At 47.6% G+C, this 15,924-nt stretch carries 15 protein-coding genes; 6 read left to right on the top strand and 9 right to left on the bottom strand.

The features are described from left to right. Positions 1 to 5: 5 nt before the first annotated feature. The 4 genes from MKX75_RS12280 to MKX75_RS12265 form a co-directional block, all read right to left on the bottom strand. Entirely contained in the window at positions 6 to 2,258 is a 2,253-nt protein-coding gene (locus MKX75_RS12280; RefSeq protein ID WP_339169772.1) for an MMPL family transporter, read from the bottom strand. A gap of 108 nt (positions 2,259 to 2,366) precedes the next feature. Beyond that, complete coding sequence (locus tag MKX75_RS12275; RefSeq protein ID WP_339169771.1) at positions 2,367 to 3,521, bottom strand: type III polyketide synthase; 1,155 nt, start codon at positions 3,519 to 3,521, stop codon at positions 2,367 to 2,369. 240 nt (positions 3,522 to 3,761) lie between these two features. Beyond that, positions 3,762 to 4,382, bottom strand: a complete 621-nt coding sequence (locus MKX75_RS12270; RefSeq protein WP_076330857.1) for a flavin reductase family protein — start codon at positions 4,380 to 4,382, stop codon at positions 3,762 to 3,764. Between the two features lie 169 nt (positions 4,383 to 4,551). After that, the gene (locus MKX75_RS12265; protein WP_076330856.1) at positions 4,552 to 5,523 is read right to left on the bottom strand and encodes an iron-hydroxamate ABC transporter substrate-binding protein; all 972 of its coding nucleotides are present in this window, start codon (positions 5,521 to 5,523) and stop codon (positions 4,552 to 4,554) included. A gap of 469 nt (positions 5,524 to 5,992) precedes the next feature. Here MKX75_RS12265 and MKX75_RS12260 point away from each other — a divergent pair, with 469 nt between their 5' ends. Then, positions 5,993 to 6,643, top strand: a complete 651-nt coding sequence (locus tag MKX75_RS12260; protein ID WP_076330855.1) for a hypothetical protein — start codon at positions 5,993 to 5,995, stop codon at positions 6,641 to 6,643. A gap of 137 nt (positions 6,644 to 6,780) precedes the next feature. Here the strand turns inward: MKX75_RS12260 and MKX75_RS12255 are convergent, their stop codons facing one another. Next, positions 6,781 to 8,016 (bottom strand): multidrug effflux MFS transporter, encoded by a 1,236-nt coding sequence (locus MKX75_RS12255; protein WP_076330854.1) that lies wholly within the window; start codon positions 8,014 to 8,016, stop codon positions 6,781 to 6,783. A gap of 6 nt (positions 8,017 to 8,022) precedes the next feature. Next, positions 8,023 to 8,766 carry a GTP pyrophosphokinase family protein gene (locus tag MKX75_RS12250; RefSeq protein ID WP_062834047.1) on the bottom strand — a complete coding sequence of 248 codons (744 nt, stop codon included), beginning with the start codon at positions 8,764 to 8,766 and terminating at the stop codon, positions 8,023 to 8,025. Positions 8,767 to 9,204: 438 nt separating this feature from the next. Here MKX75_RS12250 and MKX75_RS12245 point away from each other — a divergent pair, with 438 nt between their 5' ends. Together MKX75_RS12245 and MKX75_RS12240 are read left to right on the top strand one after the other, a co-directional pair. Continuing rightward, positions 9,205 to 9,885, top strand: coding sequence for a prolyl oligopeptidase family serine peptidase (locus MKX75_RS12245; RefSeq protein ID WP_254847813.1), 681 nt, complete (start codon positions 9,205 to 9,207; stop codon positions 9,883 to 9,885). Positions 9,886 to 9,967: 82 nt separating this feature from the next. Further along, positions 9,968 to 10,690: a YoaK family protein gene (locus tag MKX75_RS12240; RefSeq protein WP_339169770.1), complete on the top strand. Its 723-nt coding sequence runs from the start codon at positions 9,968 to 9,970 to the stop codon at positions 10,688 to 10,690. A 103-nt stretch (positions 10,691 to 10,793) separates the two neighbouring features. On the opposite strand, the gene MKX75_RS12235 is transcribed toward MKX75_RS12240, so the two are convergent. Further along, the gene (locus MKX75_RS12235; RefSeq protein WP_339169769.1) at positions 10,794 to 11,690 is read right to left on the bottom strand and encodes a LysR family transcriptional regulator; all 897 of its coding nucleotides are present in this window, start codon (positions 11,688 to 11,690) and stop codon (positions 10,794 to 10,796) included. 133 nt (positions 11,691 to 11,823) lie between these two features. On the opposite strand from MKX75_RS12235, the gene MKX75_RS12230 reads away from it, so the two are divergent. The 3 genes from MKX75_RS12230 to MKX75_RS12220 all read left to right on the top strand — a co-directional run bounded on the left by MKX75_RS12230 (position 11,824) and on the right by MKX75_RS12220 (position 15,184). Further along, positions 11,824 to 12,534 (top strand): O-methyltransferase, encoded by a 711-nt coding sequence (locus tag MKX75_RS12230; protein WP_339169768.1) that lies wholly within the window; start codon positions 11,824 to 11,826, stop codon positions 12,532 to 12,534. 77 nt (positions 12,535 to 12,611) lie between these two features. Then, positions 12,612 to 13,922, top strand: a complete 1,311-nt coding sequence (locus MKX75_RS12225; RefSeq protein WP_076330849.1) for an MFS transporter — start codon at positions 12,612 to 12,614, stop codon at positions 13,920 to 13,922. A gap of 146 nt (positions 13,923 to 14,068) precedes the next feature. Then, the gene (locus MKX75_RS12220; protein ID WP_339169766.1) at positions 14,069 to 15,184 is read left to right on the top strand and encodes an AbrB family transcriptional regulator; all 1,116 of its coding nucleotides are present in this window, start codon (positions 14,069 to 14,071) and stop codon (positions 15,182 to 15,184) included. Between the two features lie 127 nt (positions 15,185 to 15,311). On the opposite strand, the gene MKX75_RS12215 is transcribed toward MKX75_RS12220, so the two are convergent. Further along, positions 15,312 to 15,515, bottom strand: coding sequence for a hypothetical protein (locus tag MKX75_RS12215; RefSeq protein WP_339169765.1), 204 nt, complete (start codon positions 15,513 to 15,515; stop codon positions 15,312 to 15,314). A 77-nt stretch (positions 15,516 to 15,592) separates the two neighbouring features. Then, positions 15,593 to 15,871 (bottom strand): YkgJ family cysteine cluster protein, encoded by a 279-nt coding sequence (locus MKX75_RS12210; protein WP_339169764.1) that lies wholly within the window; start codon positions 15,869 to 15,871, stop codon positions 15,593 to 15,595. Positions 15,872 to 15,924: the final 53 nt, after the last annotated feature.

Raw genomic sequence — 15,924 nt, 5'->3', positions numbered from 1 at the left:
ATCCTTCATTTGATCTGACCCGGCAACCACCAGTTCCACCGGCCCATCAACTTCATCAGTGCGGGTACCAGTATTAGACGGATCAGAGTAACGTCAATCAATACTGCTGCGGTTATCCCAATCCCTAACTGTCTCACACCTGCAACTTCTGCAAAAGCAAACGGTACGGTCACCGCCAGCAGTATGGCCGCTGCGGAGGTAACCAGACGCCCCGTTGAAGCCAATCCCTGCTGGACGGCCACATCACTGTCTCCGGTTCGTCTATAGACTTCCTGAATCCGGCTGAGCATAAATACACCATAATCCATGGATATGCCAAACACCAATCCTGCAATGAATACCGGAATCATAATGGCAATGGCTGACGGCTCCATCCCCAGATAGCCCTCATTAAACACCCACACCAATATGCCAAATGAAGCGGCTAAACTGAGCAGATTCATCACAATCGCCTTGATTGGAATGAGCAGCGATCGGAATGCTGCCAGTAGCACAAGATAGTTGGTGACTACTACAAATACCAGCACTTTGGGCAGTTGACTTGTAACTTCCTGCATAATTTCATGTTGTTTCGCAGCTTCACCACCATAACGTAGTTTTACGTCGTTGAAACCCAGGGCATGATCGCTCTTCCTCATTCGTTCCAGCCAATCTGCGACCTGTTCCGAACCGGGCTCCCCACGCACGGTGGCTACCAATCGAATCGAATGATCAGAAACCGTTGAACGCAGCCATGCCTTCCTTGTAGACTCCTTGCCTTCTATGGAAGAAGGGAGCGATGACGGTGGAATTCGAAAATGGTTTTGGCTTTGCACATTAGTTTGATCAGGCTGCAACAGACCCCATGGTGAAATAATGCTCAATACGCCCGAGTCCTGCAGAAGTTGATGTGCTTTGTTGTGGGCCATCTGCCAGTGCGAAGCAGTCAACAGCTCCTGTTGTCCGCCAATCAACATCTCGATGCTGGAGGTATCTTTTTGTCCCAAATCATGCTTAAACTGCTCTGCTGCCTGGCGGGACTCCATTCTCTCTGGCAGTGAAGAGGCATCCGGGATGGACAATTCCAGCCGGGTCACTGGATAGACACAGAGGAGCAGCACAAACGTACCTCCGATGGCCATTCTGACTGGTCGTTTCATGACCATCGCTGACCATCTATGCCAGACCGAACGTCTTGGTAACGAATGGACTGAATTTCGCCAGAAGACACGATCCGCAGACAGTGACAGTAGGGCTGGCAGCAGCGTTATATTTAACAGTAGAGATAAGAGCAGAACGATGATGGCCCCCAAGGATACACTCAGAAACATCGGAAGCCTGATCCAGAGCAGACCCAACAGTCCAAGGAGCACGCATGCTGCCGAGAACAACACCGCTCTGCCTGCTGTTCGCAATGTTCGCTGAAGAATCTCGCTCCGCAGAGCCTCACTATGCATAACCATAGGGCTGCCCTGATCCTTAGTTTCGTCTTCATCTTTATAGACACGCTGAAGTTCTTCCCTGTACCTGCTCAGGATGATCAGGGCAAAGTCTATACTGAGTGCCATGCCCACCATGGGAATTACGTTAATGATAAAGTTGGACAGTTCCAGATGATAACCAAGGAGAGACGTGACCCCCATAGCCGTAATCACAGCACTAATCCCCATCATGACGGCAATCCATGCAGCATATAGCCCCCTGAATGCGAAGCACAGAACGATCAGGGCAATCGGAATTCCCACCATCTCTGCTCGTTCCAGGTCACGAAAGCTCAGATGATTCACATCCTGCTGCACGACCGCCTTTCCCGTCAATTGGACCGTACCTGGGCCGTCTGTTGCCAGCACGGCGCGCAGTTGCTTCAGTGGAGGACCCATCTGATGCACGGGCACATCCATTTTCACGAAGGCATAGGCCCTTTGCTCTTGCAGCATCATCCCTTCTCTAGCATCCAGAGGAGATGTGATAGAGGTTACTGCAGGCAGCGCTTGAACCTGTGTCAGACGTTCCCTGATCCACTGCCGGAACGCTAACGGTGAGGTGTTTTCCTTTTTTTCAAAAACCAGAATAACCGGATCAGCAGGAGAACCGAATTCGTCCTCCAGAACAAGCTCAACCGCTTGCGCATCCCCGTGAACTTGTTTCAACCCATGATCCTGTACAATGTCAGGTAACTTCCACGCCCAGACCGCTGACATCCCGATGCTAAACACCCAGCAGAGAATAATGAACCGCGGATATCGGCTGATGAGGACAGCAAGTCTGCGATAACCCATACCTTAGCTCCTCTGCGATCAGATTAGTCATTCGATTATGTTCATCGGTAAGATCATAAGTACATTGATACACTTGCGGTGTATATCTCCTTCACTCGGGTTCGTGAACTATTGAATGCCATGATTCACAGGTGTTCTATTCGCAACGGGGACAGGAATGTATGTAAAAGGAAGTAATTCGGCGGTCAGTCCCGGGCCAAAGGCTAGCGCTATCCCACTGGAATGCTCTTCCTTCTGTCTGTAATCCTCGCGGATCGCTTGAAGAACAAAAAGAATCGTCACGGACGATAGGTTGCCATAATCCCGCAGGATGTTTCGGCTGTAGGAGACCTGCTCATCTGTCAACTGATACAGCTTCTGAATGGCATCCACGATGCCTCTGCCTCCTGGATGGATCGCCCATATTTCTGGTAAAGCACTTCCCTTCAATAAACGCTCTACTTCTGGACCGAGATGCAAACCAAGCAGCTTCGGAATCTGAGGTGACAGGTAGAGATCGAAGCCTGTATTGCCTACTTCCCAGATCATCTCTTCTGCACAGTCAGGGAGCAACGTTGAGTGCCCACGGCCCAGTCGAAAACATTCATTGCGGCCTGTTCCTGAGGCACCGATGACACAGGCAGATGCTCCGTCTCCGAAGAACGATGCAGCATATAGGTCATCTCGTTTGGCAGATGGCTGGAAGTGAAGCGTACACAGTTCGACACACACGATGAGAACCTTAGCCTTCTGATCTGTCGTTACGATTGAATTCGCCAATTGGATCGCCTTCAGACCGGCTGCACATCCTTGAAACACCAGTGGAATCCGGTTGATCTGCGGTGAAAGTTCAAGCTGCTGGATCAGCCGAACATCAAGCCCAGGCAGGAATTGCCCTGTGCAGCTAACCGTGATGAGATGCGTAAGTTCCACGGATGATACGTCTGCATCGTGAAGGGCCTGTCCTGCCGCCTCGAGACCAAGTGGAACAGCAGCAGCTTTGTATTTGGCCATACGCTCGGTTGTAGTCGGGACTTCTTCTGTAGAAGTAAAGGGTAAATATCGGCAAGCCTCCACAGGCTCAAGCAGATTTGGTTCACATGTATAACGAGTCTCCACACCACACTGATTAAAGATTCGCTTCGCCCATCTTCTCGCATCCGGCTCATGTTCCAGCGCCTGTGCGAGACGGGCAGACACATCCTTTTGCTCAATACGGTGTGCTGGCAACGCCGTCCCTATTCCCATAATACTTGCGCCTGTAGTTCCCTCAAGCTGGTTCATCGGCTTAACCTCCCTAATATTACGTGTCTTTCGTAATCAAAAGTGGGCTTTCTAAACAACCTATATATAAAATAGGTTCATATGAAATGTGCAGGATATAGTAAAAGTCTATTCACTACATGTCCCATTTATGTTCATATCACAAGCAAAAGCGGACAACCTATGCGAGTTACGCATGTGCTGTCCGCCTTTGATACAGGGTTAACCCCATTCCTATATTACATATACAATTGGTAAGAACTATTCAGGCCGAATTATCGTGAATCTCTCCCCAAGCTTGGCATAATCATTACCCGCCAGCCGGCTGACCGGTTTCAAATGATCCATCAAGATATAACCCTTATCAGGATTATAGACTTGCTCGCTGAAATGATACTGCACAATACGTACCAGCAACAGGTCACTCACCGGTTTGCCCTCATCGTTAGTAATGGGAATGTGCTGATACAGCTCACACTCCATCCGAATGAGTGCTTCCTGTATCCCTGGCACAGCCACCTTTGTACTTGGCACTGTAGTGAGTTTCGTCCGCTCAAGCTCACTTTCGTGGGGTTCCAGTATGGCTGCTGTCTCATTCACTTCGGCTATGATTGCTTCGTCACAGATATGCACGACCAGTTCTTTATGAGCAAGCACATTGCGTGCGGTATCTTTCATTATACCGTCTTTACGTGCAATAGATATGGATAACAGCGGTGGGTCCGAACTAACCACATTGAAGAAACTAAATGGCGCTGCATTAATTACACCATTCTCATCTGAAATTGTCGTCACAAAAGCAATTGGACGTGGCACCACTGAACCACTCATCAGTTTATAATTGTCTCTTCCCGTTATTTCACGTGGATCCAATGTATACATATGTAAATATCCCCTTCCCTGCTCGTGAAGTCAATGACAACTCTAATTCATGACATGACAATGATTCTACTTCTTTATTATATATCGTAAAATGCTGAATTAACAAAAAAACTCCCTGGTACCCATTGCACCAAGGAGTTTGAACATGCCATTTCATATTAGTTATTTCTTATTTAACGATGCTGTTCTGAATGTCTTCCATAATTTGAAGGTTCGCTTGAACTCCACTATACAGCCAGCTGCTAGAACGGGGAAATTCGAACAAATTACCATTTTTCACAGCCGGGATGCTTTGCCATACCGGATCTTTCAGTGCTTCTGAACCTGTACCTTCATCACTATTCACAAAGAACAAGTAGTCTACATCCATTTCAGCCAATTTCTCCATTGAGATGGAAGACCAGTTACCTGTAGCACTGGCAGAGATTTCTTTTACAACTTCTGGCTCTACAAGTCCCAGTTCTTTGTACATTACTTCTCCACTCGATACATTGTCACTTACGATGAAGAACTTGCCGCTAACCAACCAAATGGCCGCTGCCGATTTCGTTCCCCCTGTAACGGTGTTGATCTTTTCCTTGATTTCTGTAGCTTTAACTTCGTAATCATCCAGCGCTTTTTGTGCTTCGGCACTCTTATTCAAAATTTCACCGATTTTCAGCTGCGTTTTGCGCCAGTCGCTATTAATCTCGTCGCCGAGTACGTACGTCGGTGCAATCTTGCTGTACTGTTCGTACTTCTCACCTTCGACCACACTTTCGGAACCGATAATAATCAGATCCGGGTTAAAACTTGTTACCGCTTCGAAAGGCAGATCGAAGGCAATTGTAGGGACACCATTCAGATCTTTTTGTAGATATTCCTGAATTCCGTTGGCTACAGACCATTGGGCAACTGGCTTAACACCGAGTGTAACGAGATGGTCTTCCAGATAAGATGCGATAACGCGCTCCGGTTTAGCCGGGATGGTTACTTCGTGTCCCATTGCATCTGTTAACGTGCGTTCTGTCGGGGCTTCTGTTTGCGTCTCTGTCTCCGTTGTTGTATCGTTCTCTCCCGCTGCTCCGTTCTCTGCAGGCTTCGTTCCACACGCTGCTAACCAGATGGACATGACCATCACCGTAATCAGAAGCATAATCATCTTTCTATTTCTCTTTAACACTTTATTAACCCCTTTCAATATGAACACCTTATTCGGCGTTATTATGACAGATATCTACGTTCAAAAACTATTATTGACACATATAATATCCGTATTTGCTTTTGTCCAATTCCATTGACAATGATAATTGTTATCAGTTCAGTTGTCAATTCGATTACATTCTGCGCTATACAGTTGAACTAAAATTTATTTACACTGACACTACGATGATAGAACAACCTTCCAATCGCTGTTATCCCCAGATTTTTTTTCGATTCCCTTTTCTCCAAGGGAAAATAAGGAGATAGCGTATGCTTCCGATGCAGCTTTCTTTCAGAAAGATTTTAGGCGACAGCTTCGCTTTTTCAGGTTTTTTCTATCTTCTCCGTTTGGTGTAAATGATTAGTTCAACTATATAGATCATATAAAATCTTCTTGGCGGCATTCACCTATAGGCGGATGCCGCCATATGCTGAATGCAGAATACGACGACAGGAAGGATGTTCTGTACATGTATTACGAATATAACCCTTATCTAGGCTATGGAGAAGACCGTTCATTTCAACTGCCTCCACTGTTCCCAGGTGGTGGAGGTGGCGGCACACCGGGAGGTCCGACATTTCCTGGCATACCTGGCGGCCAAGGCTCCTATCCTCCATTCATTCCAGGCGGAGGACCAGGTCCATATATCCCTGGAGGCATTCCGGGTACAATCCCAGGTACAGCACCGGGTGTACCTGCGCAACTGGCTCAAGGCAATCTGCCTACGCTGCTTAGTGCCTATCCTCGTCCGGTAGGTCAGCCTCCGGCAGAAATGCTTTTCCTGTATAACCTGATCAAAAGCAGCCCGGGTCTGCTTCCGCTCTTCCTCCAGCAACAGCCACAAAGTCTCACTCAAGCCGTGCAATTTGCACAAACGGGTGCAGCAGCACCTCGGGATAATGAAGAACGTGCACTGCCCAACTTTTGCTACAACCGTTGGTCCCTTGTATTCACTTACAATGATGTCTACCTGATGTGGCCTGCCATTAATCTTTTTGGTTTTGTAGTGGGGTACTTCTATCCATTCCAGACGCCAGGTATCCTGTTGAATACACAGATTTTGTTTGCGCTCTGCTAAACCTGTCCTTACCTACAAGCAAGAGCCCCACTTGGAAGCATGACTCCTTCCAAGTGGGGCTCTTTATTCGTTCTTTGAAACAGAAGTAACCTTGCCAACTAAACTCAACAATATTAAGGCTTACAGAATCAGTACTTTTAACTCAGTGCCGGATCGTTCTGACGCTTCCTGCCTCTACTGACCATTAGGAAGTAAATCACCAAGGCACCGAGATCAGCACACGCGATAACGATTCCCATTGGCACAGCTGTACCTTCTCCTCCGAGACCCACGAGTGGAGCGACAATACCTCCAAACAGGAACGTCATCACTCCAATAAGCGCAGACGCACTACCTGCCGACTTCTCCTGATTAGCCATAGCCAGGGCGAAGGACGCGGTATTGACCAACCCGACACTGGATACCACCAAAAATAAGGGAATCAGCACAGAGATTAGATTGCCTCCAGCCAGGATCGCGATGAGCAGTGAAGTTCCTCCCAGCGCCGCGGTTAGCAGCCCCGCAATTAATAGACGGGTTTCAGATACTTTCCCTGCAAGTCTGCCAGCAATCTGACTAGCCAGAATAATGCCTAGCCCGTTAATAGCGAAGCAAACACTGAACATTTGCGGGGATACCCCATATATTTTCTGAAGCACAAACGGTGAACCTGATATGTAGGCAAACATGCCAGCTGCTACGAAGCCCTGGGTTAATGCATAACCCATAAACTGACGATCCCCTGCGATTTGGCGAAACGTAATCAAGGTCTGTTTCAGTCCCCCGCTTGATCTGCGGTTGGAAGCCAGTGTCTCTCCAAGACCGAAAATGACAGCAAACAGCGTCAGTATACCGATGAGACTCAGTAAAATAAACACGCCGCGCCACGACGTATACGTCAACAACTGTCCACCAATGATCGGTGCCGCGATCGGTGCTACACCGTTAATCAGCATTAACAGGGAGAAGAACCGTGTCAGTTCCGGTCCCGAATATACGTCTCTGACGATTGCACGCGAGATGACAATACCGGCCGCTCCGGCTACACCCTGAATGAATCGCAGCACAACAAAAGAGCCCATCGTGGGGCTGACCAGGCAGAGTATGGATGCGATGGTATAGAGTACAAGCCCTGCGATGAGCGGTGTTCGCCGACCACGTACATCACTTAAAGGTCCTGCAAGCAACTGACCAACCGCAAGTCCAATCATACACGCCGTCAGACTGAGCTGAGCATACGAAGCAGATGAGCCGAACTCATCAGCCAGCGTGGGTAATGCGGGCAAATACATATCCAGGGACAACGGCCCGAAGGCCGACAGCGTCCCCAGAATTAATGCCATTCGTACACGCGATGTGGAATTCGTGTTCAATGAGGCTGTTGTACTTTTCATCAAGTACTACTCCCCGCTACCCAGCAGCTTGAGCAAGTTGGACGGCAGTGTGAACTGTTGATTGTTAATAATAATACGGCGCAGTTCTTCTTCATCCCGCTCGTTCTCGGCGTCTTTGATCTCTTGAATTTCCCGGTGAAGTCGTTCCATCTGCTGATCCAGTGCATTCGCAGAGTCTGCCGCACTTTTAAGTTCCCTGGTCAAATGCTCCGGAACATCTTTATTGTATTTATAAAAAATCTTATGCTCCAGACTCGCCCAGAAATCCATCGCAATTGTACGAATCTGGATCTCCACACAAGCTCGTTCCTCACCATTGGACATGTACACAGGCACTTCGACTAGCAAGTGAAGACTTTGGTAGCCATTTGGCTTCGGATTTTCGATGTAGTCTTTGACCTCCAGTACACGCAAGTCACTCTGATTGCACAGCATATCCTTAATGCGATAGATGTCCGAGATAAAGGAACATGTAATCCGCACCCCGGCGATATCCTTGATATTTTGCTTGATGCTCTCAAACGTTAACTCATGATTTTTGCGGAACATCTTGTTCATAATGCTTTCAGGCGACTTCAGTCTGGACTTCGTATGCTCAATTGGACTGTAATCATGCAGAGACTGGAACTCTTCCTTCAGGACTTCAATCTTGGTCTCCATTTGATCCAGAGCAAATTTATAGATCATCATAAATCTGGTAATTTCATATTTAAATTTCTTGAATTGATCAATTGGATGTGGAGCGTTCATCATAGCTTTCTCCCTTTCTTTCTGCACACTAAAGTTAGTTTTATAAATATGAGTACATCGGTCAATCCACATGTCTCCTGAACCATTATAAATCATATGGAGCCAATAAACGAATTTCTCACATTCGGGCTGGCGATTCGGCCGGAAGGTATGGGAACTTATTTTACGTGCATCATATAGAAGCATCCCTGTCATTTGGCCCGTTATTACGAATAAAAGAGGTGGATTTCCCTGCTCTATCAAGTGACGTATTCGTCCGATACGCTTCGGGTTAAAGCTTATTTATTTCTGCCACACGGTTGTTCGTTATCTGCTATCACAGATGAAACTTCTCATCCATGCTCTGACTCCTCTGCCTTTCCGGACTGCGCTCCCATACATAAGTCTCTACATCTACAGCCGCTCGCCAGCCACTACCCTGCTACAACAATGCATGATATGGATAACATACCGGAACAGTGGCCGGTACTGATCTATTGTCGCGGCGGACTTGGCAGCTATGGCGGGGTTAATACCGTTTGGCTTGAGCAATTTGTACAGAAAGGTTATATCGTGTTCGCTCCATCCTATCGTGGTAACGAAGGCGGTGAAGGACGTGACGAGTATGGCGGAAGAGATGCCGAAGATGTGCATGCGGCTTACCGGTTGGTTCATCGTTTGCCTTTTGCCGACTCGACTCGGATATCGTTAATGGGCTTCTCCCGAGGAGCCATTAATGCCGTACATACCGCGACTGTCTACAATGAAGGACCGGACAAAGTACATAAGCTAGTTCTTTGGAGCGGTGTCGCCGATGTCGAACGCACTTACCATGAACGAACCGACCTGAGGCGCACATTAAAACGGGTGCTGGGTGGTTCCCCGCGCGCAGTTCCGGAAGCTTATCTCGCCCGATCTCCCTTGTCGAATGCAAACAAACTCTCTTGCCCCGTACTAATCATGCACGGCACATCAGATACACAGGTGAACTATAGTCACGGAACTCGAATGTATCACTGGCTGAAGCGCGGAGGTGCTAACGTTACGTTTCACGCCTATGGCGGGCAGGATCATCATTTTCACGAGAGAATACATGAGGCAGCGGTGAACAATATGTTTGATTGGCTTACGGCACCATAGTCCCGCGCCATGAATTTCATTTTGAAGAATCATGCGTTATGGCTGTATACTGGATGGGTTACGTTTTTTTGAAAGGAAGGATATGATGAATCAAAACACCCTCCAAAAGTACGCGATGCTCCTTCTATGTATGTCTGCGGGGATGGTCGATCTGATTGGATATTTGGGACTCGGACATGTGCTCACAGCCAATATGACGGGAAATATTGTACTGCTCGGTATTGCCATCGCCCGTGCGCAGGAATTTGTCGTGTTGCGGTCACTGCTAGCCCTCATCGGTTTTATAGCCGGCAATGCCATTGCAGCACATATGGTTGGACATGTGCAGACCAAAAATGGCTGGTCCTCTAAGGTCACAGCCGTATTTACTGTTGAAAGCATATTGCTCCTGCTGTTCGCGATCGCCATGATTAGTCCATTTTCAGAACAACTGTCTTATCTGTTAATTGTCATACTAGCCATCGCAATGGGGATGCAAACGACTGCAGCACGTCGAATTGGAATTGCCGGCATCTCAACAACCGTGCTCACCAATAATCTCGCCGCTGTGGTTGAGGATACCGTAAGCATCCTTAAAAGGCTGCGACATGCCAATATCCGATCACTGGTCAAAGCCTTATCTACAGACTCCTACCTTCGTGCGGGTGCTGTTGTTATCTATTTGGTCGGCGTCATTGTAGCCGCGTTGCTGTTCCACCGTGCACCCATGGTCGCAGTCTGGATTCCTGTCCTAACCATTGGCGGTGTAACCCTTTATGCCCGATTACATGCATGGGGTACTCCACAACAAGGTGAAAGTAAATAGTTCAAAAAAACAACTTATTTATTTCAAGAGGCTGTTCAAGAGTCGCTCTAGGGTACTTGAAACTGCTCTTTTTGAACACGTATTTTAAGTACAATCGCACTTTTTATTCCACCAAAGCAGCCTCTTGGCGGATAAACTTGACCAGCTGCTGTGCAGCAGGCGATAACACTTCCCCTGCTCTTGTACATACGGCAATCGTATTTCTCAGCTGTACACCTCGAACGTACACACGTGCCAGCCTGCCTTGATGCACATCTTCCTTCACAACCAAAGAAGATATAAAGTTGGCCCCATAACCTGCCTTCACCGCACTGATCGTTTCATTCAGCCCGTTGAACTGAAGCGCAATGCGGGGAGCGGCCAGGTTATTTGTGGTGCAAAGGGACACGAGCCGCTCACGTGTGGCACTGCCTTCTTCACGCATAATGAACGGTTCTGCCACCATCTCATGCAGCTCAATTTCTTTGCCCGCATACGGATGGTCGGGATGCACAACAAACCACATCTCATCGTCAAACAGTTCATCCCATTGCACACCTGCATGTGTAATGCCACTTCCACCATACACTGCAATCTCTGCCTCGTAGCGAAGCAACTGGTCAAAAGCCATCCGGGTGTTGGTTGTGCTCACAACCAGATCCACATCCTCTTGCATCTGCTTGAACCGCGCAATCCAGGCCGGCAGTAGAAAATTCGAAGGCAAGTAAGTTGCCGTAAGCCGGATTAGTCCTTTCTTGCCCTCCCTAAAATCCTGCACAAAATTCTCGACATCCTGCTCCAGCATGAACAGACGTTCCGCATAACCTGTTAACTGCATCCCGGCATCCGTAAGCACCAATCTTCTTCCCTCCGAAACAAAAAGTCGAATTCCCAGTTCACGCTCAAACTTCCTCACCTGAGAAGATACCGCAGGCTGACTAATATTCAATTCCTCTGCGGCACGAGTGACCCCGCCATATCTCACGATGGCATGAAATAATCGTAATCCATGCAGATTCATGTGCTACACCTCTTCCATGTCAAATACATAATCTAAAGTTATATTAACATACATATTATATATTTTATTTATATATTCACTCCATCTATAGTTGAATTATGAAATCCAATACACGAAACAAAGAAAGGAACATATGAAGATGAAAAATATTAATACGAACAACTCTCAGCATACCTGGACTCAAGTCGACGACTACATGAATAATCTGCTGATTCCTTCGGATACCTTGCTGGAGCAAACACTGCAAACCAATGCCGAAGCTGGACTGCCCGCTCATGACGTAACACCGAATCAAGGAAAGTTACTCCAGCTCCTGCTTCAAATCCAAGGTGCATCCCGTGTACTTGAAATCGGCACACTGGGTGGGTACAGTACCATCTGGATGGCAAGAGCGCTACCTGAACATGGACACATCGTCTCACTGGAATCCGAACCACACCATGCGGACTTGGCACGTGCCAATCTCACACGTGCAGGACTGATGCACAAGGTCGACCTGAGAGTTGGTCCTGCCCTGACCACCCTTCCCGATGTTCAGGAAGAATACAGGGAACCGTTTGATATGATTTTCATCGATGCGGACAAACCCAGTAATCCCGATTATCTGAGATGGGCCCTGCGACTGACTCGGCCAGGGAGTCTTATTATTGGTGACAATATTGTCAGGGACGGTGAAGTAATCCGAGCGGACAGCACGGACCCCAGAGTTCAAGGCGTTCGAGCCTTCCTGCAGTTGATTGCCGAACACCCTCGGCTTGAAGCTACGGCACTGCAAACCGTCGGTAGCAAAGGTTACGATGGATTCGTCATCGCTCGTGTGATTGATACCCCTATACCAAAATAAACAGTGGTCAATTCTTCCGCAAATTCTCCTTTCCTGTTAAACTGGAATCACTGCACAGGCAGACTGGAGGGAACCACTTGAGAGTTTTACGACATATTCATGATGAAATTCGCGGCTGGTCCCGCAATATTCAACTGTTTTTCCTGGCTAGCATTCTGTATCAGATCGGAAATGGCATGTTCTCTGTCTTGTACAATCTGTACATTCAGGGTCTGGGCTATAATGATACAATGAACGGCCAGATTGTAAGTATTCAATCACTTGCAACAGCCATTATGTTTGTTCCTATCGGTCTATGCGGTGATCTGTTCAGTCGCAAGCGGCTACTCATTACGGGGGCGTTATTCAGCGGAATCTTTCTGATTGGACGCTCGTTCGACTATTCGGCTACCGGACTGATCTGGTTTGCGGTATTCTCTGGCCTTTTCGCTGGTGTATTCCAGGTACTCGCCATCCCTTATCTGGCAGAAAACGTCAAGAAAAGTCAGCGGCTTAAGATGTTCAGTTATTATTCATCCCTTGTGCTCGCTTCCCAGGTGCTTGGTAGCCTGGGTGGCGGCGTATTCGCAGATTTGTTACATACGGCAGGACTCGCCAAAGTGACCGGATTACAGACGGTTTTATTTGTCGGTGGTGCAGCAACACTGGCGGCGTTTATTCCACTGTTATTTGTAACCGAAGGCACGGCTGCTACGCAGACAACAATTCCGGCACAACCCGTTCTTCAACCCAATGCAGATCTAAAAGAAAGTTCACCGAGTACCCTAAGCACGGACGATTTGATCACGAAGAAAAAAGATTCCCGACTGATTGGTCAGTTTGTAGTGACCCAGTTATTAATTGGATTAGGCTCAGGACTGGTTGTACCGTACCTGAATCTGTATTTCACCAATCGGTTCTCGGTTTCTCTGAGCGGCATGAGCCTGTTGATTGCACTCGGTCAGATTATGACGATTGTATCCATGCTGATTGGTCCTACCTTGGCAGCAAAGGTCGGGAGCGTACGAGCTGTTGTCATTTTCCAGGTCATGTCGTTGCCCTTCCTTCTATTAACAGGCTTCACCAATCTGTTGTTCATCGCTTCGCTGAGTTTCTTATTCAGACAAGCATTGATGAACGCAGCCAATCCCATTCATTCAGCCATACTGGTGGATCGGATCTCTGACAAACGCCGCGGCATTGCCAATTCACTGATGCAGACCTCATTCATGATTGGTTGGGCGACCATGGGACCTGTGCAATCCTACCTGGTTACCACGTACGGAACGTATTGGGGTTACGCGATCACATTCAGCATCACTGGCAGTCTATACGTTATTTCATCACTGATGTATTATGTAATGTTCAGAGAACCCAAGCCTTCCGCTACGGCTCTTGCAGGATCTTGATAAGTTGAAAAAGCAGCTTGGTTGTTCCGCAGATAACGCAACGTATCTCATCATCAGGAGTGATCACACATGAACATGAATCCTTCATTAAACCTGAATGCATACCTGAATCTCATACCACCTCATTCAACCGGTAGGCTAAACGGATGGAACTGATGCACAAGCTCGGTTCCTACGTTGTCTTTCGGTTTTTTCTTAGTCTGGGTGTCTCTGTTCTTGGCGGATTGCTGTTCACAGTCATTCATACACCGATCCCGTGGTTGCTCGGGCCAATGGTATTCATGCTGCTTGGTTCCCAAGTTGCCAAATGGCCACTCATGTGGCCTGCCTCCATCCGGGACTATGGCATTCTGATTGTTGGCTATTCAATTGGACTCACCTTAACCGAAGAGGCTCTGCACGGCATTTTGCAACAACTTCCCATGATGCTGCTGATGACCCTGCTGTTAATCGGATTGTGTGTGCTTACGGCCTACATCGCTTCTAAGGTGACTGATTTTGACTTCCCCTCCCTGCTGGTTGGCAGCATTCCAGGAGGACTATCCCAGATGGTGTCCCTTGCAGAAGAGATGAAATCCATCAATCTGACGCTGGTTACCTTTTTGCAGGTGACACGGTTGATCATGATTGTCTTCTGTGTTCCGTTCTTGCTGTTCAGTCCGTGGATTGGAGGTACCGCAGGTGGCAGTTCAGGTCAGCCGCTCATTGACATAGCAACGTGGGGAGCCCTTTTCCCCGAGATCCTCCTCTATGCTCCGCTCTGTGTAGCTGGTGCATGGGTTGCACACAAACTCCGGTTTCCGACGGCCTTTATGCTGGGTCCCATGATCGTTATGTGTGTCATTCAATTAAGTACAGCCATGCACATACCCAGTCTGCCAACCTCCCTGCTGAACGTATCGCAATTGATGATAGGCAGTCACGTTGGACTGATGCTCAAGCCGGAACAGTTGCAACGTAAGACACAGACAGTGACCCTAGCGGTGATTAGCAGTGTACTGCTCATTGTTGGTGCGCTTGGATTGAGTTATCTGTTAATGAATGTGTTCTCTCTCTCGGCGGCAACCTCGCTACTCAGTATGGCCCCTGGCGGCATGGATCAGATGAGTATCATGGCACATGAAGTGAATGCTGACCTTTCGGTTGTATCCGGATATCAATTGTTCCGCATCCTGTTTATTTTCTTCATCGTCTCTTCCGTACTGAAGATGATTCTCGTACATATGTTGAAGGGAAAGAAAGCTAAGCCCTCACTTCAATGATCATATCTTCTCTGATCCCATGCCAAAGAGAGTATCCATTTGATGTCATATCCTGCGGATACTCTCTTTTGTTTGTACAGACTCATCTTCAGCATTTGGCCTCATTCAAATTAAGCATAATGACTAATCATGAATAAATTCGGTTGTACATCCAGCCCACAATGCCCACTGTAGCTACCGTTGCTCCAATAATAAATGCATAATAGCCAATCTTGCTCTTGGACTCCGAAGTCTGATGGTCATAATAATCCGAGTTACGTCGGTAAAAGCCCATCCATAACTCTCCGATCATATTCACAACAACCAATACAAAACGTTTAACAAACCCCATTCTATTCGAGTCTCCTCTCTCTGATCGACCTTCTTCCATATTAAGTATAAATATCCTATTTAATTAAAACAAGTCATTCACATTACCTTCGGTACAATTAAGGTCGGTGCGGTTTCTTGCTCCAACCAGGTCAGAATATCAAAGGCTTCCTGATCGGTGCTACCGCACATCTCTTCCTCAGCCTGCAATCCACTGCATACCGCAGGACGCTCTTTTTGGCCAAAAATTCCACAGCGATTATCATCGGTAAGCTGCACACAACGTACACCTGCCGGCTTGCCATGAGCCATGCCCGGTATCGGTGACGATATGGAAATCGCGATACAACATGCGGCACAGCCTGTCCTGCATTCCATACGTATTCCCTCCTCATTTCAATACACTTACAATACGTGTTCAAAATACCATC

The sequence above is a fragment of the Paenibacillus sp. FSL R5-0341 genome, from assembly GCF_037975235.1.
GTDB lineage: Bacteria > Bacillota > Bacilli > Paenibacillales > Paenibacillaceae > Paenibacillus > Paenibacillus amylolyticus_A.
The sequence above is the reverse complement of the archived record's forward strand: the minus strand, read 5'-3'. Positions and strand labels throughout refer to the sequence as shown.